Raw genomic sequence first — 19,314 nt, forward strand, 5'->3', positions numbered from 1 at the left:
AGGCCAGCCACACCGCAGACGTACCGTCAACCATCGGGATACAGCAATGCATCGATAGCCTCCGCCGGCCCAGGCCTTCCAAACAGATACCCCTGGAACCCCTCGCACCCGTGCAGCCTCAGGAACGACAGCTGCCCCGTCGTCTCCACCCCCTCCGCCACCACCTCCAAATCCAGGCTCTTGGCCAGCGCCAGGATCGTCCGCACGATCGCCGCGTCGTTCGGGTCCGTCAGCACGTCCCGCACGAAGCTCTGGTCGATCTTCACTTGGTCCAGCGGCAGGCGCTTGAGGTAGGACAGGGACGAGTAGCCGGTGCCGAAGTCATCGAGCGCAAACCCCACGCCTTCGCTCTTGAGCTGCACCATGCGCGCGATGGTGTCTTCGATGTCGCCCAGCAGCAGGCTTTCGGTGAGTTCGAGCTTGAGTTGCCGGGGGTCTGCGTTGTGGTTCTTCAAGGTTTGCAGCACTTCGGCCACGAAGCCAGGTTGCCGGAATTGGCGGGCGCTGACGTTGACGGAGATGGACAGGTGGGCGGTGTCCGGGTGCTGGCTCCAGCGCTGCAGTTGTTCGCAGGCGGTCTGGAGCACGTATTGGCCCAGGGGGAGGATGAGGCCGGTCTGTTCTGCCAGGGGGATGAAGTCGCCGGGGCTGATCATGCCGCGCTGGGGGTGGCGCCAGCGCACCAGGGCTTCTGCGCCCAGCAGGCGGGCGTGGTGGTCCACGACGGGCTGGTAGTGCACGAGCAATTCGCCCCGGGCCAGGCCCTGGCGCAGGTCGGCTTCGAGGTTGGAGCGGGCGTTGACGGCTGCCTGCATGTCGGGGTCGAAGAAGCGCTGGGTGTTGCGTCCTGCGGCTTTGGCCTGGTACATGGCCAGGTCGGCGCGCTTGAGGAGTTCGTCCACGGTGAGGCGTTCGTCGCCAAAGAGGGTGATGCCGATGCTGGGGGTGCTGTAGTGCTGGGCGCCGTCCAGGTCAAAGGGCTGGTTCAGGCTGGCCAGGAGTTTTTCGGCGACGGTTTCTGCCTGGGTGGCGGCGTTTTGCAGGTCGGGGGCCAGGGCTTCGAGCATGACGACGAATTCGTCTCCGCCGAAGCGGGCGACAGTGTCGGCTTCGCGCACGCTGCCCACCAGGCGGGCAGCAACCTGGGCCAGGAGCTGGTCGCCCATGTCGTGGCCCAGGGTGTCGTTGAGGTCTTTGAAGTTATCGAGGTCGATGAACAGCAGGGCCCCGAGGTTCCTGGTGCGCTGGCAGGCGGCGATGGAGCGTTGCAGGCGGTCCAGCAGCAGGCGGCGGTTGGGCAGACCCGTAAGCGCGTCGTAGAACGCCAGGCGTTCGATCTCCTGTTCGGCCAGCTTGCGATCGGTGATATCCATGGTGAACCCATGCGACACCACCGAGCCATCGGATTCGCGGTGCGGAATGGCATTGGTCATGTGCCAACGCACGCTGCCGTCCGGCATGCGCACGCGATACTCACACTGCCAAGGCACCAGCTTGCGCACCGACATCATGGCCGAGCGCTGAACCAATGGCAGGTCTTCAGGCACCACGCGGTGCATAAGCACGCCATGGTTGGCCGTGACCTCGTGCGGCTCCACACCCATGAACTCGCGCACGGCATCGCTGATGTACTGCACGCTGGTGCCACCATCGGTATGCAGCCGGTATTCGTAGATGAAGCCGGGGATGCGGCTGGCAATGCGCTGAATGAACAAGAGTTGTTCGCGCAATTGCTCCGCAGCGCGGTGCTCGTCCGTCACATCCTGCACCACCCCCATGACGACCTGCACGCCATCGCGCGGCAGCGTGCGTTGAACCCGCGAACGCATCCAGCGCACCTCGCCATCTGGTCGTCGCCAGCGGTACTCCACATCCAGGCCAGATCCCCGTTCTCGGATCTTGTCGAACACGTGCCGGTCTTCCGGCAGGATGCCACTGACCGCGCGCTCGGGGTCCACCCATTCCTGCTGCTCAAACCCGGCGATGTTGCACAGCCCTGGCGACCAGAGCAGCACCGTTTCGCCCGGGTCTTCAATGCGCCGCCAATGGCCAGTGCGCGCCAGGCTCTCCATGGTGTTGAACACGTCGGTCTGCTCGCGCAACTCGCGCCGCACTTCTTCCAGCGCACGCTCGGATGCGGCCAGTGATACCCGCAGATTTTCGGCTTCAGAGGCATCGCGCACCGTGACCACGATGCAGTCATTGGTCACGCGGCGGGCCGACAAGTCCCAGGCCAGCAACAGCCGACCTGGCTCGCGCACCACCTGGCGGCACTCCAGCGGAGCCCCCACGCGCACCACGCCGAGCAACTGGTCCAGCAGCGGCGTGTTGGCCAGCAGGTCAAACACCTCCGACGCATCCACGCCCGGATGCCGTACCGCTCCCAGCCCTGGCATGCGCCGTGCCGCCGCGTTGGCGGCCAGCAGCAGCAGGCGGCCGTCTTGCAGACGAAACTCCATGAGCGCCACCGGCACCGCGTCCACCAGCGCTTGAAGGCGCGCCTGCGCCATGGGCTCGATGAGGCCTTCCCCGGTAGGGGCGAGGAGGTCGGTCAACAGTTCGGACGAAATCACGGTCGCTCTGAAGCCTCTGAATCCTGGGGTTGAAACACCAACTCTCGACGGAGGGTGGCTCCGTTCAGGGTCAAGCTGCCAGCATACAGCCAAGAGTATGTCAAAACGTAACATCTTGGCAGAACGCAGTGGAATTGCCCAGGGGGAAACCCGATGATCGAACTGCTACAGTCCACGCCTCATTCCTGCCACCCCCTGCATGTCCGACACGCTCGAACACCACACACCCATGATGCAGCAGTACCTGGCCCTCAAGGCCGGGTACCCCGAGACGCTTCTGTTCTACCGCATGGGCGACTTCTACGAGGTCTTCTGGCAGGACGCCGAGAAGGCCGCGCGCCTGCTCGACATCACGCTCACACAGCGCGGCCAGTCGGGCGGCCAGCCGGTGGTGATGGCCGGTGTGCCCTTCCACGCTCTGGAGAACTATCTGGCGCGCCTGATCAAGATGGGCGAGTCGGTGGCGATTGCCGAGCAGGTGGGCGAGGTGGGCGCCAACAAGGGCCCGGTGGAGCGCAAGGTGGTGCGCGTGGTCACACCCGGCACGCTGACCGACACCGAACTGCTGTCCGACAAATCCGAATCGCTGCTGATGGCCGTGCACCAGGCGCCCCGCGCGCGCTGTGGTTTGGCGTGGCTGAGCGTGACGCAGGGCCGCGTGTACCTGGCCGAATGTGCGCACGACGAACTGGGCGCCTGGCTGGCCCGCGTGGCGCCCAGCGAACTGATCTACAGCGCAGGCGTGACCGAGCGCTTTGAACAACAACTGCAGGTGCTGCGCCAAGGCGGCGCCTTCACCTGCCCCATGAGCCTGCGACCCGACTGGCAGTTCGACAGTGCCCTGGGCGAGCGCAAGCTGCTCGAAAACCTGGGCGCGGCCAGCCTCCAGGCCTGGGGTGCACACGAATTGGGCGAGGCCCACGCCGCCGCCGCCGGGCTGCTGACCTACGTCGAGCACACGCAGGGCCGCACCCTCACCCACGTGCACAGCGTGCAGGTGCAGCGCAACGACGACCTCATCGACCTGCCCGCCACCACGCGCCGCAACCTGGAGCTGGTCAAGACCCTGCGTGGTGACGATGCACCCACGCTGTTCTCGCTGCTCGACACCTGCATGACCGGCATGGGCAGCCGACTGCTCAAGACCTGGCTGCTGGAGCCGCGCCGCGACCGCGCCGAGGCACGCCAGCGCCTCTCGGCCACCACGGCCTTGCGTGGCGCGGGCGGTGCAGGCGGCGGCGCGGGCCCCTGGTCCACGCTGCGCGGCGAACTCAAGGGCGTGAGTGATGTGGAACGCATCACCGCCCGCATTGCGCTGCGTCAGGTGCGCCCGCGCGAGCTGGTCGCGCTGGGCAAAACGCTACAAAAATCAGAGCTGCTTGCGCTGAACGGAAGGGCACCAGAGCCCTTTTTGATGCAAATTTTCAGCCACCTGCAACCACCCGAGGGTTGCATGGCACTGCTGCAGACCGCGATTGCCGAAGAGCCCGCCGCCCTGGTGCGCGACGGCGGCGTGATCGCCAACGGCTTCGACACCGAGCTGGACGAGTTGCGCGCCATCCAGACCAACTGCGACGCCTTCCTGCTGGACCTGGAAACCCGTGAGAAAGCCCGCACCGGCATCCCCAACCTGCGCGTGCAGTTCAACAAGGTGCACGGCTTCTACATCGAGGTCACCAGCAGCCATGTCGAGAAGGTGCCTGATGACTACCGCCGCCGCCAGACGCTGAAGAACGCCGAGCGCTTCATCACACCCGAACTCAAGGCGTTTGAAGACAAGGCCCTGTCGGCTAACGAGCGCGCCCTGGCCCGCGAGAAATGGCTGTACGAGCAGATCCTGGACCAGCTGCAGCCCCACATTCCGCAGCTGACCCGGCTGGCGCAGGCGCTGGCCACGCTCGATGTGCTGTGCACGCTGGCTGAGCGATCCCTCACCCTGAACTGGTGCGCGCCGCAGTTTGTGCCCGAGCCCTGCATCGAGATTGAAGGCGGACGCCACCCGGTGGTGGAGGCGCGACTGGCCGAGACATCGAGCGGCAGCTTCATTGCCAACCACACGCGGCTCAACGCCAACACGCGCATGCAGGTCATCACCGGCCCCAACATGGGCGGTAAATCGACCTACATGCGCCAGGTCGCGCTCATCGTGCTGCTCGCCAGCATGGGCAGCCATGTGCCAGCCGCCAGTTGCCGCCTGGGGCCCATCGACGCCATCCACACCCGCATCGGCGCGGCCGACGATCTGGCCAACGCGCAGTCCACCTTCATGCTGGAGATGACCGAGGCTGCGCAGATATTGCACGCCGCCACGCCCCACAGCCTGGTGCTGATGGACGAGATCGGCCGGGGCACCAGCACGTTCGACGGCCTGGCGCTGGCCAGCGGTATTGCCACCCATCTGCACGACAAGACCCGCGCCTTCACGCTGTTTGCCACGCACTATTTCGAGTTGACCGAGCTGCCAGCAAAAGCGCGCCACGCGATCAACATGCATGTGAGCGCCACCGAGTCCGGCACCGACATCGTGTTCCTGCACGAGATCCAGCCCGGCCCGGCCAGTCGCAGCTACGGGATTCAGGTGGCCAAGCTGGCGGGCATGCCATCGCCCGTGCTGCACCACGCCCGCCATGCGCTGGCCGCGCTCGAAGAGCGCGCGGGCGAGGATGAGTTGCAAGTGGACCTGTTCGCCGCGCCCGAGGTGCCCGAGAGCGCGGGCGCCAGCCCTCTCGAGGCCGCGCTTGCAGGCATCAACCCCGACGCCCTGAGCCCCCGCGAAGCGCTGGATGCGCTGTACCAGCTCAAGAAGATGGCAGGCTGAAGCGACGCCCACCCCAGCTGCGCTGCAGGCTGCTGACCGGGCTCTGGGCACACCGCCAGCGCATTTTTGAGTCCCAGGGGCATCAGGCGCTAGTGCTATATGTCCTGATTGCTATCAATTTTGAATATCCGCACCCCGCAACAGCTGGGAGCCGCCTGCAGGGCACACAGGCCGCCCATGCCACAGGCGACTAAACTCGCGGGTTACCTCCAAACAACAACCCCCATTGCTCCATGACGTACTGCGTCGCCATCAAACTCAACGCCGGGCTGGTTTTCCTGTCCGATTCCCGCACCAATGCCGGCCTGGACCAGATCAGCTCATTTCGCAAGATGATGGTCTACGAGAAGGCGGGTGACCGCTTCATGGTGCTGCTGTCGGCGGGCAACCTGTCCATCTCGCAATCGGTGCGAGAGATCTTGCAGACCGAGCAGATCAAGGACGGCGAGTCGGGCGAAGCCATCACCATCTGGAATGCCAAAAGCATGTTCGACGCCGCCCGCGTGCTGGGCGCCGCCGTGCGCCACGTGCACGAGCGCGACGGCGCGGCGCTCAAGCGCTCGGGCGTGGACTTCAATGTGTCCATGGTGTTTGGCGGCCAGATCAAGGGCGAGGGCATGCGCCTGTTCCAGGTGTACTCGGCAGGCAACTTCATCGAGGCCACGTCCGAAACACCATACTTCCAGGTTGGCGAATCCAAATACGGCAAACCCGTGCTCGACCGCGTGCTCACGCCCGAGACCCCACTGGACGAGGCTGCCAAGTGCGCACTGGTGTCGATGGACAGCACGCTCAAGTCCAACCTGTCGGTGGGCCTGCCGCTGGACCTGGTGGTGTACGAGGTGGACCGCTTTGCCACCGACAAGGTCATCTGCATCGACGAGAACAACCCGTACTTTCGGATGCTGCACGACAGCTGGGGACAAAAGCTGCGCCAGGTGTTCGACAGCATCGAGGACCCCGCCTGGACCGGCGGCGCTACCGAGGTGCCGATCATGGTCAGCCCGGCGCGCAGCAAGCCACTCAAGAAGATCACCAACCATACCGACCGGCTGATCTGACGCCCTGCAGGCCAGCGCACCCCACGGCACCCGGCCGCGTGCGCGCCTGCACCCCGGCCCTGCCACCCCGCCATGCCCCCCATGCTCCCCATCGTTTTCTCCCACGCCAACAGCTTTCCGGCCAGCACCTACCGCGTGCTGTTCAAGCACCTCAAGACCCGGGGTTTTGAAGTCAGCGCGGTCGAACGCTATGGCCACGACCCGCAGTACCCGGTGACCAGCAACTGGCCACACCTGGTGCAGCAGCTGGCCGACTTTGCAACGGTGCAGGTGCAGCGCCTGGGCCAGCCGGTGTTTCTGGTGGGACATTCGCTGGGCGGCTTTTTGAGCGTGATGGCCGCCGCCCGCCACCCCGAACTGGTGCGCGGGGTACTGCTGATCGACTCGCCCCTTATTGGCGGCTGGAAGGCCAACGTGGTCAGCGTGGCCAAGCGCACCCAGGTGGTGGGTTCGATATCGCCGGGCCGGGTGAGCCGCCAGCGGCGGTTCAGCTGGGCCAGCAACGAAGAGGCGCTGGAGCACTTTCGCAAGAAGAAGGCTTTTGCACGCTGGCACCCCGATGTGTTGCACGATTACATCACCCACGGCCTGCAAGACCAGGACGGCAAGCGGGTGCTGGGCTTTGACCGCGCGGTGGAAACCGCCATCTACAACACCCTACCGCACAACCTGGGCCGCCTGCTCAGCAAGCACCCGCTGCAGTGCCCGGCCGCCTTCATCGGCGGACGCGATTCCGAAGAGATGAAGCAGGTCGGCATGGCCATGACGCTGCGTGTCACCGAGGGCCGCACCATGATGCTGGACGGCAGCCACCTGTTTCCCATGGAGCAGCCCGTGGCCACTGCAGCCGCCATTGAAGCAGCGCTGCTCAACCTGGCCATGCTCACGCCCCGCCAGACTTAAGTCGTACTGGCAGATCCCCGCGCAGGGTCGCCTGCGTTCCGCCATACCACCAAATTCGGACCGCAGGGCGCGAAAAAACGCCCCACACCGCCCCCGGATCAGGGCAAACAGGGGACACACACGCCGCGCCAATCCCCTACACTGGCGAGATTGTTACAGCGTGATACACCCGACATGTCTGCACAGCCCCCGACGGCCGGGCGCCTGCCCGCGCTCAGCTTTGCCTTGCTGGCCGCCTTTGTGATCGCAACAGCGGTGCGCACCCACAATGACACCACCATCGCCATCGTCATCGCCTCGGTGCTGATGTTTGCCTGCTGCTGGACCAGTGCAGCGCATCTGCTGGGCACCCGCGCTGCCCTGCAGTTTGTGTTGATCGCGGTCAGCCTGGGCTGGTTTGCCGAACAGATGGGCTCCAGCCGGGGCTGGTTCTTCGGGCACTACACCTACACCGATGTGCTGGGCCCCCGTCTGCTGGACGTGCCACTGGTCATTCCGATGATGTGGTTTGCACTGACGTATGCGGGCTATGTGATCAGCAACCTCATCGTCTGGCAATCGGCGGTGGACGGCGCTCCTGGCCTGGGCAATGCCGCCATGCTGTCATTTCTGGCAGCCATGATCGTGACCGCGTTCGACCTGGGCGCAGACCCCTACTTTGTGTACACCCTCAAGGCGTGGATCATGGCCAAGACCGATGGGGCCTGGTTTGGCGAAACCGTGCAGGGCTTTTTCGGCTGGGTGTTCGTGGCCTTTGTGATCATCTTCAGCTTTCGCATGTCGGTGCGCCAGCTCCCCTTGCAACCCGCCAGCCCCTTCCTGCGACGCCACGCCATGGTGCCGCTGACCATCTACGCGGCTGGCATGGTGTTCCAGATGATTCTGGGCAGCCCGGTGGAAATCCGGACCATTGCAGCCTTTGCCATGGGGATTCCGCTGCTCTGCGCGCTGGCGGGCTTCCAACGCTGGCGCGCACCGGGTAAGGTCGCGGCATGACCAGCAAGCCCCACAACCCTCTGCTGCCAGCTGCCGATCTGGCACCCATGCAGCACCACGCCGACCCTCTGGCCGACGCTACGATTGCCAGGATCCTTGGGCCCTGGCCCCCCGGCGACGTCGCCGCCGACGCTCCGCAATGGGCGCACATCAACACGGTGAACCTGCTGTTCAGCCAGTGGACCGACAACGCCACGCTGGCCACCTGGCAGGCAACCGAAGGCCCGGTGCAGGTGGGGGATGGTGACAAGGCCGCCAAAGGCTATGTGACCGCCGAGATGGCCAAGGCGCTCAACGACTATGTGCAGGCGGCGCAGGTGCTGCCGCCCTGGGCCGATGCCCGCAAGATCGAGCGCGCCGAAAAACTCTTCATGGACCACGGTGCGCTGTCTTGCATCCTGCTGTTCTGTGCCAGCCTGCCCGAGTGTTATGTGGTCCCGGACCTGTCGAGCGTGTTGCACACGACCGGCCAGCTGGAACAGAACACCGAATACCGCATCCGTTCCACAGCGGCCATGATCTTCCCGGTGATGCTGCACGGAGGCCTCAGCCCACGGGGTGCCGGTGTGGCACAGGTGCTCAAGGTGCGATTGATCCACGCCACGGTGCGCAATCTCATCCTGCACGGCAGCCCCGAACATGCAATCGCGCAATGGAAGGCCGGCGGAGACGGCCTGGTCGTGCCACGCGCAGCCCCCGCTGGTGGCGGCCGGTCCGTGATGTACCAGACCCTGTATGCACGTGGCTGGAACCTGGCCGCCAAAGGTCTGCCCTGCAACCAGGAGGAGCTGGCCTACACGCTGCTGACCTTCGGCTACGTGTTCCTGCGCAGCATGCGTCGGCTGGGTCTCGGTCTGCCGCCCGGGGACGAAGAAGCCTACCTGCACGCCTGGAACGTGGTGGGTCACGTGCTTGGCATCGACCGCTCCCTGATGGTGGAAACGATGGCGCAGGGCGATGCACTGATGGCACTGATGCAGGCCCGTGGCCGCGCAGAGCCGGTCACGCCCGACCCGCGCCCGGCCCTGGGGCAGGCCCTGATGCAGACCATGGCCAACGCGCTGCCCTGGCGCGTCGTCAAGCCCTTCCCGCAGCTCATGACCCGCTACCTGTGCGGGCGAGAAACCGCCGAGGACCTGGGGTTGAACCAGCCCGTGCCCTGGCTGTCGGCCCTGCTGTTCTGGTGCGTTCTGCTGCTGGCCCGCGCCATCGATGCGGTGGTGGGTTTGCTGCTGCCGCGTTTTTCGATCGTGCGCATGCTCACGCGGGCGCTTGGCTACCACTTCATGAGCCGGGTGCTGATGAGCCAGACGCGCCCGCTGCAACTGCCCACCGAACTGCTCAACCAGGTGGACACCGTGGTGCACAGCTGGAGCGACGACCCCCATGCCCCCGGCTGGCTCAACCGCATCGAGGATCGGCTGACCACCTCTGGCAGCTGGAGCCGGGGCCTGGCTGGCAAGGCAAAGCCCGCGCAGGCGGGCCAGACAGGCCAGGCACAGCAAGCCACATCGCCCTAGCCACCACGCCAATGCAACCGCTGCCGCGCAACCTTCCGATGCTGGCCCGCTTGCGGTGCATGTGTTGCGGCGTGGCAACGTGGGTGCTGTGTCTGCTGGTACTCCTGGCTGCAACCTTGCCCCGGAGCGCACAGGCGGGCGAACCCTTGGTGCTCGCACAGGACAGGCCGCAGGTGGATGCCTGGGAGGCCATCACCCTCAAGGCCGACCCCACCTACGAGCTCTCGGTACAGGACATGCTGGACCGCCTGGACGAGTTCAAGACTCCAGCACGGAGCAACAACTCGCTGGGCGTACACAAGGCGGCCATGTGGCTGCATATCCCCCTGGTTGCGCCCGAGGCGCCGCGCACCCCGTGGGTGGTCAACATTGGCTACAGCTCGCTCAGGGCCGATTTGTACCTGGCCCGGGGTGGCAAGCTGCTCCAGCAGGCCCGAGCACGCCAGTCCGATCCAGCGCAGCTGACTGGCCGCACGCCTGCGATGGCCTTTGACCTGCAGCCGGGGCAACGTTACGACCTGCTGATACGGGTCCAGGCCACCGGCCCGCTGATTCTGCCCATCACGGTCAGCGAAATGCCCATTCACCTGCGCCAGGCCCTGCGCGAGCAGATGCTGCAGGGCCTGCTCAACGGGCTGGCCTTCTGCCTCTTCGCGTACAGCCTGATCCAGTGGGCCACGCAGCGTGATCGCATGTTCGGCTTTTATGCGTTGGTGGTGCTGGGCAGTGCGGGCTTTTCGCTGCAGTTCTTTGGCGTCGGCCCGCAGTATCTGTGGCCCGATAACCCGTGGATGGACCGGTATTCGGGACCGGCAGCAGGGCTGATGGCGCTGGCGGGATCGTTTCTATTCCTGGGCCACACGCTGGCCGGCGACACTCCTGGCAGCCGGTATGCGCGCACCATGCGGTTGGGCGCGGCAGTCACCGCAGCGGTCTGTATCGCGTTGGTAGTGGGCTGGTTGACCGTGCCCCTTGCCATTGCCTTCATGAGTCTGGCGGGGGCACTGCCCTCGCTCATCAGCCTGCCTGCCGCCATGGCGCGAATGCGGCACAAAGACCCCATTGGCGCCACCCTGCTGGTGGCGTGGATCGCCTTTGGCGTGGCCGCCGGAACGATGGTGTGCCTGGTGCAAGGCTGGATTCCTGCCAATTTCTGGACACTGCACTCGTTCCAGATTGGCGCCACGCTGGACATGCTGCTGTTCTTCCGCGTGATGGGCCTGCGCGCCCGCGCGGCCCAGGCGCAGGCCCAGGAGGCCATGCGCGAGCGGGATCTGATGCAGTCACTGGCCAACACCGATCCGCTCACCGGCCTGAGCAACCGGCGCGGCCTGCAGCACGCATTGCACGCCGCGCTGGCCCACTGTTCACCCCAAAGGCTGGTAGCGGTCTACTTGATGGACCTGGATGGGTTCAAGCCTGTCAACGACGCGCACGGCCACGATGTGGGCGACGACCTGCTGGTGGCCGTGGGCCACCGCCTCCTGGCCAATGTGCGGCACCAGACCGACCTGGTCGCCCGGCTCGGCGGTGACGAATTCATCATCATGGCCCGCGACCTGGCCACGCCCGAGCAGGCGGAGGACCTGGGCCGCTCGCTCCTGCGGGCCTTTGAGCACCCTTTTACGCTGAGCCATCTGCGCATCCAGGTGGGCCTGACCATCGGGTACGCGCTGGCCCCCCTCGACAGTGACGACCCGCAGGGCTTGCTGCGGCATGCAGACGCCGCGATGTACGCGGGCAAACAAGGCGGCAAGCACTCCGTGCGGCGCATCCCCCCCAGGGCAGCACTGGCATGACGACGATGCATCGCAACGCCCTGCTCCCCGGCCGGCCGACACCCTGGCGCCCCCTGCTGTGGCTGCTGGTGCTGGCACTGTGGCAGGTGCTGGCTCTGCCCACCGCGCGGGCCGCTGAACCCAGCCCACTCGTGCTGCCAGACGACGCCCGCCCGGTGAACGTGTGGTCGGTGGCCACGTTGCTGGCCGACCCATCTTTGCAATGGGGCGTGCAAGACGCACTGGAACGGTTGCCTGACTTTGCAGAGCCCCCCAGCCGTGGCGGCAGCCTGGGTGTGCGCAAGGAGGCCATCTGGCTTCGCGTGCCGCTGATGTCGCGCGTGGCGTCGGGCAATGAATGGATCGTGAACATCGATTTTGCGGTGCTCAACGAAGTCGACATCTACCTGACCCAGCAAGGCCGGCTGACTCAACACGCTGCGCTGGGCAACCTGCGCCCCTATTCCGAGCGCCCGCTGCGGGGCCGCACCCCAGCGATGACGCTGGACCTGGCGGCCGACACTCCCTATGAACTGCTGATCCGGGTACAAACCTCGGGCGCGATGATCGTGCCCATCACCCTGAGCAAGGCACCCTACCTGGTGCACCGGTCGCTGCGTGAGCAGATGTTCCAGGGCGTGCTGGCCGGGCTAGCCCTGTGCCTGGTGGTCTACAGCTTCACCCAGTGGGTCAGCCAGCGCGAAAAGCTGTTTCTCTACTACTGCATGCTGGTGGTGGGCAGTGCCGGGTTCTCGCTGCAGTTCTTCGGTGTGGGGACCCAGTTCCTCTGGAGCGACCGGCTCTGGATCGAAGTTCACGCAGCAGGGGCGGCGGGGCTGCTGGCCATTGCGGGCTCGTTCCTGTTCATGGGCCATGCGCTGATGGGCCACATGCCACACAGCCGGTTCCTGAGGGTGATGCAGGCGGGAGCAGTGCTGAGCCTGGTGCTGCTCGCGGCCTTCCTGGTCGATCTGATCAACACCCGGACCACCACCGCCATCATCAGCGTCCTGGGCCCCCTACCCTCTCTCATCAGCCTGCCCATCGCCGTAGCGCGGGCACGCCGGGGGGATTCCGTCAGCACCACGTTGCTCGCGGCCTGGGTTGCGTACTTCACGGCGGCCGTGACCATGGTGTGCCTGGTGCAAGGCCTGCTGCCGGTCAACTTCTGGACGCTGCACTCCTTCCAGCTCGGCGCTGCGGCGGACATGCTGCTGTTCCTGCGGGTGCTGGGTCAACGCTCCGCCGCCTTGCGCCACGCGGCCTCTGAAGCGCTGCGCGAGCGCGACACCATGCGCTCGCTGGCCTACACCGACTCACTGACCGGGCTGTGCAACCGCCGCGGCATGCAAATGGCGCTGCAATCGGCGCTGGCGCAGGCCAGCCCCCAACGCCTGGTAGCGCTCTACCTGATGGACCTGGACGGTTTCAAACCGGTCAACGACACCTACGGCCACGATGTGGGCGACGACCTGCTGGTGGCGGTGGGCCACCGGCTGGAGGCCAATGTGCGACAGCACACCGACCTGGTGGCAAGGCTGGGCGGGGACGAATTCATTGTCATGGCGCGCGAGCTGGCCACCCCCGAACAAGCCCAGGAATTGGGGCGGGCCTTGCTGCATGCATTTGAAAAGCCGTTCCGGCTGAGCCACCTCTCCATCCAGGTGGGCCTGACCATCGGCTACGCGCTGGCACCGCTGGACAGTGACGATGCACAGCACCTGGTCCGGCTCGCGGATGCAGCCATGTATACAGGCAAGGAGAGTGGCAAACACTGCATCCGCCGCAACCCGGGCGAACTGGCGCTGGCCTCATGACGTACACGCGCTTGAGTGGGTTTGTGCATCGCCCGGTTCTTGCCAGCTGGTGGCGAGTGGCCTGCCTGCTGTCGGCACTGTGTCTTCTGCTGGCAGCCCTACCGACCAGTGCGCGGGCCGCCCCCCTCGATCTGCGGGATAACCTGCTTTCCATCGAGGCCTGGCCCGCCGTCACTGTGCTGCCAGACCCCTCCGGCACCCTGCTCGTGAATGATGTCCTTGCGGAGTTGTCACGCTTTCAGGCCCCACCTGGCACCAGCGGCACCCTGGGCGTGCGGGCCGAGCCGGTGTGGGTACGCATCCCGGTCACCGTGCCCGTGACATCCAACGGCCTGTGGGTGCTGGACATCGACTATCCCGTGCTGCAACGCATCGAGGTGTACCTGGCTGCAGACGGCCATGTGACCCAGCAGGCCACGCTGGGCAGCCTGCAGCCTTACACCCAGCGCCCGCTGCGCAGCCGCACCCATGCTCTGCCCCTGGCCATGTTGCCCGGACACACCTACGACCTGCTGCTGCGCGTGGAGACCCGGGGTGCAATGGTGCTGCCCATCACACTGAACAAGCCCACCACCTGGCACAGCAAGGCTCTGAACGAGCAGATGCTGCAAGGCATTCTCACGGGGCTGGCGCTTTGCCTGCTGATCTACAGCCTGGCGCAGTGGCTCAATCTGCGCGACGTGCTGTTCATCCAGTACGCACTGCTCATTGCGGGGAGCCTGCTGTTTTCGCTGCACCTGTTCGGCCTGGGCACGCAGTACCTGTGGCGCGATATGCCGTGGGTGGAGTTGCATGCAGCCAGTCTGGCTGCGCTCACGGCCACCTGCGGCTCCTTTCTCTTCATCAGCCAGGCCTTGGCGGGTGACAGACCCCGCAGCTGGCTGCTGCGCAGCATGCGTGGCGGCGCGGTGCTGTGCGTGGTGCTGGCGGCGCTGTATGCACTGGACCTGCTCAGCACCCGAGCAGTGACAGGCATCGTCAGCATCCTGGGGCTGGTGCCAGCGCTCATGGGCATTCCGGGGGCGGTGCGCCGCGCAAGGCTGGGCGACCCGGTGGGCTCCACCCTGCTGCTCGCCTGGCTGTTGTATTTTTTGGCCACCGCCACGGTCATTGGCGTGATCCAGGGTTGGGTGCCGGTGAACTTCTGGACCTTGCACTCGTTCCAGTTTGGCGCCACGCTGGACATGCTGCTGTTCATGCGCGTGCTGGGCTTGCGCACCAAGGCATTGCGGCTGGAGGCGCTGGACGCCAACCGCGAGCGCGACGTGATGCGCTCACTCGCCCACACCGATCCGCTCACCGGCCTGCCCAACCGGCGCGGGCTCAATATCTCGCTCGCATCGGCCCTGTCGCGCTGTAGCGCAGAAAAAATGCTCGCGGTGTACGTGATGGACCTCGACGGATTCAAGCCCGTCAACGATCAGCATGGCCACGACGTGGGCGACGAGCTGCTCGTGGCCGTGACCCGGCGCCTGCAAGGCCATGTGCGCCAAAGTGACCTGGTGGCTCGCCTGGGTGGCGACGAGTTCGTGGTGATGGCTGGACAGCTGCACAGCCTGCAGCAGGCGCAAGAGCTGGGCCACAAACTGCTGGATGCATTCCGCTCACCGTTTTCGCTGAACAACGTGCAGGTGGAGATCGGTCTGACCATTGGGTATGCCATCGCGCCGCACGACAGCACCGACGCCATTGGCCTGCTCAAGCTGGCCGATGCCGCCATGTACAGCGGCAAACAGGGCGGCAAGTTCTGCCTGCGGCGCAACACGGGCGACCTCGCGCTGTCGTCGTCCTGAGATCGTTTTCACGATCCGGAGGTGGTTGCCCAGCAGCGGGCTGAAAGACACGCCTGCCATTTCCCTCTGGTCAAAGCGCTCCTGCTCCGGTACACCCGGGGCTTCGCAACTTCCTGAAGGATCGCTCGCCATGGCCCATCGCAAAAGTTCGGCCCGCCTTGCCAAAGACGCACGCGTCGCACACTTTTTATCTTTGGCGGCAAAACAGCCGGCGTTGAGCGCTGCGCAGGCCAGCACGCCGGTGCTCACATGGGAGGCGGTGGCCGCTCTGGAGGCGCGCATCGTAGGGCGCATCGTGCTGCCATCCAGCCCCGACTACAACGCAGCGCGGCAGGAGTCAAACCCAGCCTTCCAGTCGTATCCGGAGATCATCGTCTTTTGCGCCTGCGAGAACGATGTGCTGGAGTGCATGGCCGTAGCCCGCACCTATGGCGTGTGGGTGGCCGTGCGTTGTGGTGGCCACAGCACCGCGGGCTACTCGGTCAACAGCGGCATGGTGGTGGACCTGAGCGACTTGCAGGGCGTGGTGCTGGACCCTGCACGTGAACGCGTGCACGTGCTGCCGGGCACCGACTTCGACCACTTTAACGGCGCCATGAACCACACGGGCTGGCACGTGCCCACGGGCGCCTGTGGCAGCGTGTGCGTGGGGGGCTTTGTACAAGGTGGCGGCTACGGCTACACATCGCGCGCGTTCGGCATCCAGAGTGACCTGGTCGATTCCTTCCGTGTGGCGCTGGCCGACGGCACCATCGTCACCGCCAGCGCGCAGGAGCATTCCGACCTTTACTGGGCCCTGCGCGGCGGCACCGGCGGCAACTTTGGCGTGGTGCTGCAGGTGACCTACCGCATGCAGCGGCTGGACCAGGTCTGGGCCTGGGCCATCAGCTGGGACGCCATTCACGCGGCCCAGGTGCTCACGCTGATGCAGGCCGGCTACATGAAGACCGGTGCGCCCGACGCATTGGGCTACATGATGAACCTGGGCTTCCAGAACGGTGTGCCGGTGTACATGGTGCAGGGCATGTTCTGCGGCAGCCGCGAGGACGGGCTGGCAGCCATTGCACCGCTGATGGCCATCCCCAGCGCGCAGCTGCTGGTGGACAAGACCGGCACCTATCCGGACATGAACGTGTGGCTGGAAGACCACCCCTACACCCTGCCCGACAACCTGCCGGACGGGATCGCCGAAACCAAGGCCAGCGGATACATCAACACCCGGCTCTCGCCCGCCGACTGGCAGCGCATCATCGACTACTTCAAGACGTCACCCAACCCCTGGTCGTTGGCCTATCTGGAGCCCTATGGCGGCGCCATCAACCGCTACCCGGTGGCCGACAGCGCCTTTGTGCATCGCAATGTCGACGCCGACCTGGTGGTGGATGTGTTCTGGCGCAACCCGGCGGAGCGCGCCCAGATGGAAGCCTGGCTCGACGGCTTCATGCAGCTCGTGCGGCCCTTCCTGAACGGCCACGTGTACCAGAACTACCCGGATGCGCGGCTGGCCGACTTTGCCTCCGCCTACTGGGGCCCGGCCTACCCGCAGCTTCAGCGGATCAAGGCGGCCTACGACCCCGGCAACTTCTTCCACTTCCAGCAAAGCATCCGGCTGCCGTGATGCCGTGCCCCTGCTCTGCGGGGGCGCCGAGGGAGGAAAAGGGCTCAGGCTGTCAACGCGTAATGCAGACGGCCCTTACCCGCCCGTTTGGCAGCGTACATGGCCTGGTCGGCACGGTTCATCAGCGCGTCGATGTCTCCCTCCAGCGGAGGGTACACCGCCACACCAATGCTGGCGCCAATGCGCAGCTCGCGCCCGTCCACCGTCATGCCCTGCTGCAGGGCGTCGATGATGCGGTGGCCGATGGTGTCGGTCACTTCGCGGGTCACCTCGTGGTCCAGCATCACCAGAAACTCATCACCGCCCAGCCGCGCCATGGTGTCACCCGCGCGCACCGTGCTGGCGATGCGCTGGGCCACGATGCGCAGCACCTCGTCGCCCGCGCGGTGGCCTTCGGCGTCATTCACGTGCTTGAACCCGTCCAGGTCAATGAACAACAGCGCCACCGACCCCTCGGTGTGCCGCGCATGCAGCAGCGACTGCTCCAGCCGCCCCTGGAACGCGGCCCGGTTGAGCAGCCCGGTCAGTGAGTCGTGGTTGGCCAGGTAGTGCTGCTGCCGCGCGATCTGGATCTTGGCGGAAACATCCTGAACCAGCGCCATGATGGAGGTCACCTGGCCGTCGGCGTCCGTCAGGGCAGAGTTGAACCACTCGCAGTGCACCTCGGTGCCATCGCTGCGCACAAAACAGGTTTCGGCCCGGTTCTGGGACTCCTGGCCGGACTGCAGCCGCTGCAGCGCCTGCTGCAGGCTGTCGTCCATCGAGGCAGGTGCCAGCAGGTCCGTCAGCAGCCGCCCTTCCAGTCCCGCCACATGCAGCCATCCCAGCAGCTGCACCGCGCGCTGCGAGCAATGCAGCAGCTGCAGCTGGTGGTCCATCTCCACCACGGCCAGGGGGCTGTTCTCCATGTGGGAAGACAGGCGCTGGTTGGCCGCGCGCAGCGCATTCATGGTGACCTGCAGCTCGTGCACGTCCAGCGCCGTGGTGATGAAACCGTCAATCGCGCCTTGCGGGTTGTGCCAGGGCGTCAGGCAGATGGTGCGCCACTCGTCAAAGCCGTAGGGCGTGCGCAGCATGCGCTGGTACTGCACCCGCTCGCCGTTGAGCACGCGGTTCACAAACGGCATGAACCGGGCGCAATCCTGCTCGCCATAGACCTCCACCAGTGTCTTGCCGACCAGCTCCTCCGGCACGGTGCCGAACCAGCGCGCGTATTCGTCGTTCACATAGATCATCGACAGGCTGCGGTCGATCACGGCCATGGTGGCGCCTGCGCTGCGGGTGATCACATCAAGCAGGTCTGCCTTGGACCACACCTTTTGGCGGGCGGTCTCCGGGTGCGTGGACAACTCGGGCGCTTCTGGCGTCATGCGGCAATACCCCAGTGGGGGAGAGGATCAGCGGAGGGGCAGCTTCACACACCACGACAGGGTGATGGCACGGGGTGCGGCCGCCTGGGCGTAACTGTCTGTGAGCGGCAGCTTAGCACTTTCGCCAGGCACAACCGCTCCCGTTGAACCCTCGCTACAGCGGATGTGCCTAGCGGCAGCACCGGTAGGCCAGCCCCACGGAGACCGAATAGCCCACCGGCTGCACGGTCAACGGGCTGCGGCGCGCGTCACCCTGCAGCTGCGACACGCGGGCCGCGCCCAGCACCACCCAGTGCCGGTTGAGCGCCGTCATCACCTCCACCCCGGCATCCACGCTGTACAGCCCGCCGCGTGGCTCGAACGCAGGCAAGGGGCTGCTGCCACCGGCCGGCACCCCAAAATGCCCCCGCACGTAGGTGCGGTCCCCAAAGCTCGCGCCCGCCCCGAAGCTGACCTTGGTCTGCTCCGTCACGGGCCAGGTGTAGCCAATGCTGGTAGACCATTGCGCACCACCGTCGCGGCCCAGGATGTCTTGCGAAACCCCGGCCCCCACGGCCCAGCGGTCGGTGAGGGCATAGCCCGCGCTGATCCGTGCCCGCAGGGTGGACCGCACTGACGGCAACCCCACCAGGATGGGGGCATCCGAGCCGTCACGGCCCTTGTCAATGCGCAAGGCTGCACTCAGGCTGAAGCGGTCGCTTTGCGCCAGCGTGGCGCTGGCGCCGGACTCGCGGGGCCCCAGGCCGTGGCCCATGAAGGCGCTGCCGCGCGAAGTGCTCAGGCGAAACCGGCCGTACTCGATGGCCCAGGCGGGCCGCAGGCTGTTCTTGCGGCCGTCGCCCCCGGCGTAGTCGGGGCTGCTGCCCACGATGGCCCCGATCGCGTAGTTGAATTTGGGCGCTGCGGCCTGCTGGCTCTCTGCCTTGTCGGACACCGTGGTTTCGGTGCTGGCCGCCTCTGGCAAGCCCTGGGCGCCCACCCAGGGGCTGACCGACAAGCCGGCGAGCGCCAGCGCCCGCAAGGAAATCAAGGGAAAGGAGACCCGACCGGTAATGAAACGCATGGCC

General features: G+C 66.0%; 12 protein-coding genes. 9 read left to right on the forward strand and 3 right to left on the reverse strand.

What is annotated here, in order from left to right; genetic code table 11:
- Positions 1 to 26: 26 nt before the first annotated feature.
- Entirely contained in the window at positions 27 to 2,573 is a 2,547-nt protein-coding gene (locus CLU87_RS14235; RefSeq protein ID WP_233193789.1) for a bifunctional diguanylate cyclase/phosphodiesterase, read from the reverse strand.
- A 199-nt stretch (positions 2,574 to 2,772) separates the two neighbouring features.
- On the opposite strand from CLU87_RS14235, the gene mutS reads away from it, so the two are divergent.
- From mutS to CLU87_RS14280, 9 genes are all read left to right on the forward strand, one after another.
- On the forward strand, positions 2,773 to 5,391 hold the full coding sequence (gene mutS / locus CLU87_RS14240) for a DNA mismatch repair protein MutS (RefSeq protein ID WP_099730862.1): 2,619 nt from the start codon (positions 2,773 to 2,775) through the stop codon (positions 5,389 to 5,391).
- Positions 5,392 to 5,624: 233 nt separating this feature from the next.
- On the forward strand, positions 5,625 to 6,452 hold the full coding sequence (locus CLU87_RS14245; RefSeq protein WP_056067065.1) for a proteasome-type protease: 828 nt from the start codon (positions 5,625 to 5,627) through the stop codon (positions 6,450 to 6,452).
- 81 nt (positions 6,453 to 6,533) lie between these two features.
- Positions 6,534 to 7,355: an alpha/beta fold hydrolase gene (locus tag CLU87_RS14250; protein ID WP_099732185.1), complete on the forward strand. Its 822-nt coding sequence runs from the start codon at positions 6,534 to 6,536 to the stop codon at positions 7,353 to 7,355.
- Positions 7,356 to 7,529: 174 nt separating this feature from the next.
- Positions 7,530 to 8,351 (forward strand): carotenoid biosynthesis protein, encoded by an 822-nt coding sequence (locus CLU87_RS14255; protein WP_099730863.1) that lies wholly within the window; start codon positions 7,530 to 7,532, stop codon positions 8,349 to 8,351.
- Positions 8,348 to 9,871 (forward strand): oxygenase MpaB family protein, encoded by a 1,524-nt coding sequence (locus tag CLU87_RS14260; RefSeq protein ID WP_099730864.1) that lies wholly within the window; start codon positions 8,348 to 8,350, stop codon positions 9,869 to 9,871. Before CLU87_RS14255 ends, CLU87_RS14260 begins: the two co-directional genes overlap by 4 nt.
- 38 nt (positions 9,872 to 9,909) lie before the next feature.
- Positions 9,910 to 11,670, forward strand: a complete 1,761-nt coding sequence (locus CLU87_RS14265) for a diguanylate cyclase (protein ID WP_099730865.1) — start codon at positions 9,910 to 9,912, stop codon at positions 11,668 to 11,670.
- 5 nt (positions 11,671 to 11,675) lie between these two features.
- Entirely contained in the window at positions 11,676 to 13,466 is a 1,791-nt protein-coding gene (locus tag CLU87_RS14270; RefSeq protein ID WP_099730866.1) for a diguanylate cyclase, read from the forward strand.
- Positions 13,463 to 15,259: a diguanylate cyclase gene (locus CLU87_RS14275; protein WP_099730867.1), complete on the forward strand. Its 1,797-nt coding sequence runs from the start codon at positions 13,463 to 13,465 to the stop codon at positions 15,257 to 15,259. Before CLU87_RS14270 ends, CLU87_RS14275 begins: the two co-directional genes overlap by 4 nt.
- 130 nt (positions 15,260 to 15,389) lie before the next feature.
- A complete protein-coding gene (locus CLU87_RS14280; RefSeq protein ID WP_099730868.1) occupies positions 15,390 to 16,877 on the forward strand; it encodes an FAD-binding oxidoreductase in 1,488 nt (495 codons plus the stop codon).
- 44 nt (positions 16,878 to 16,921) lie between these two features.
- Here the strand turns inward: CLU87_RS14280 and CLU87_RS14285 are convergent, their stop codons facing one another.
- Together CLU87_RS14285 and CLU87_RS14290 are read right to left on the reverse strand one after the other, a co-directional pair.
- Positions 16,922 to 18,247: a diguanylate cyclase domain-containing protein gene (locus CLU87_RS14285; RefSeq protein ID WP_099730869.1), complete on the reverse strand. Its 1,326-nt coding sequence runs from the start codon at positions 18,245 to 18,247 to the stop codon at positions 16,922 to 16,924.
- A gap of 169 nt (positions 18,248 to 18,416) precedes the next feature.
- Positions 18,417 to 19,310, reverse strand: a complete 894-nt coding sequence (locus tag CLU87_RS14290) for a MipA/OmpV family protein (protein WP_056748128.1) — start codon at positions 19,308 to 19,310, stop codon at positions 18,417 to 18,419.
- Positions 19,311 to 19,314 lie beyond the last annotated feature (4 nt).

Origin of the sequence: Acidovorax sp. 59 (genome assembly GCF_002754175.1) — a bacterium.
Taxonomy (GTDB): Bacteria; Pseudomonadota; Gammaproteobacteria; order Burkholderiales; family Burkholderiaceae_C; genus Acidovorax; species Acidovorax delafieldii.

Bases quoted from the DNA above. Each gene is read 5' to 3' on its own strand.
- mutS (WP_099730862.1), top strand. From the start codon at position 2,773: ATGTCCGACACGCTCGAACACCACACACCCATGATGCAGCAGTACCTG.
- CLU87_RS14245 (WP_056067065.1), top strand. From the start codon at position 5,625: ATGACGTACTGCGTCGCCATCAAACTCAACGCCGGGCTGGTTTTCCTG.
- CLU87_RS14250 (WP_099732185.1), top strand. From the start codon at position 6,534: ATGCTCCCCATCGTTTTCTCCCACGCCAACAGCTTTCCGGCCAGCACC.
- CLU87_RS14255 (WP_099730863.1), top strand. From the start codon at position 7,530: ATGTCTGCACAGCCCCCGACGGCCGGGCGCCTGCCCGCGCTCAGCTTT.
- CLU87_RS14260 (WP_099730864.1), top strand. From the start codon at position 8,348: ATGACCAGCAAGCCCCACAACCCTCTGCTGCCAGCTGCCGATCTGGCA.
- CLU87_RS14265 (WP_099730865.1), top strand. From the start codon at position 9,910: ATGCTGGCCCGCTTGCGGTGCATGTGTTGCGGCGTGGCAACGTGGGTG.
- CLU87_RS14270 (WP_099730866.1), top strand. From the start codon at position 11,676: ATGCATCGCAACGCCCTGCTCCCCGGCCGGCCGACACCCTGGCGCCCC.
- CLU87_RS14275 (WP_099730867.1), top strand. From the start codon at position 13,463: ATGACGTACACGCGCTTGAGTGGGTTTGTGCATCGCCCGGTTCTTGCC.
- CLU87_RS14280 (WP_099730868.1), top strand. From the start codon at position 15,390: ATGGCCCATCGCAAAAGTTCGGCCCGCCTTGCCAAAGACGCACGCGTC.
- CLU87_RS14285 (WP_099730869.1), bottom strand. From the start codon at position 18,247: ATGACGCCAGAAGCGCCCGAGTTGTCCACGCACCCGGAGACCGCCCGC.
- CLU87_RS14290 (WP_056748128.1), bottom strand. From the start codon at position 19,310: ATGCGTTTCATTACCGGTCGGGTCTCCTTTCCCTTGATTTCCTTGCGG.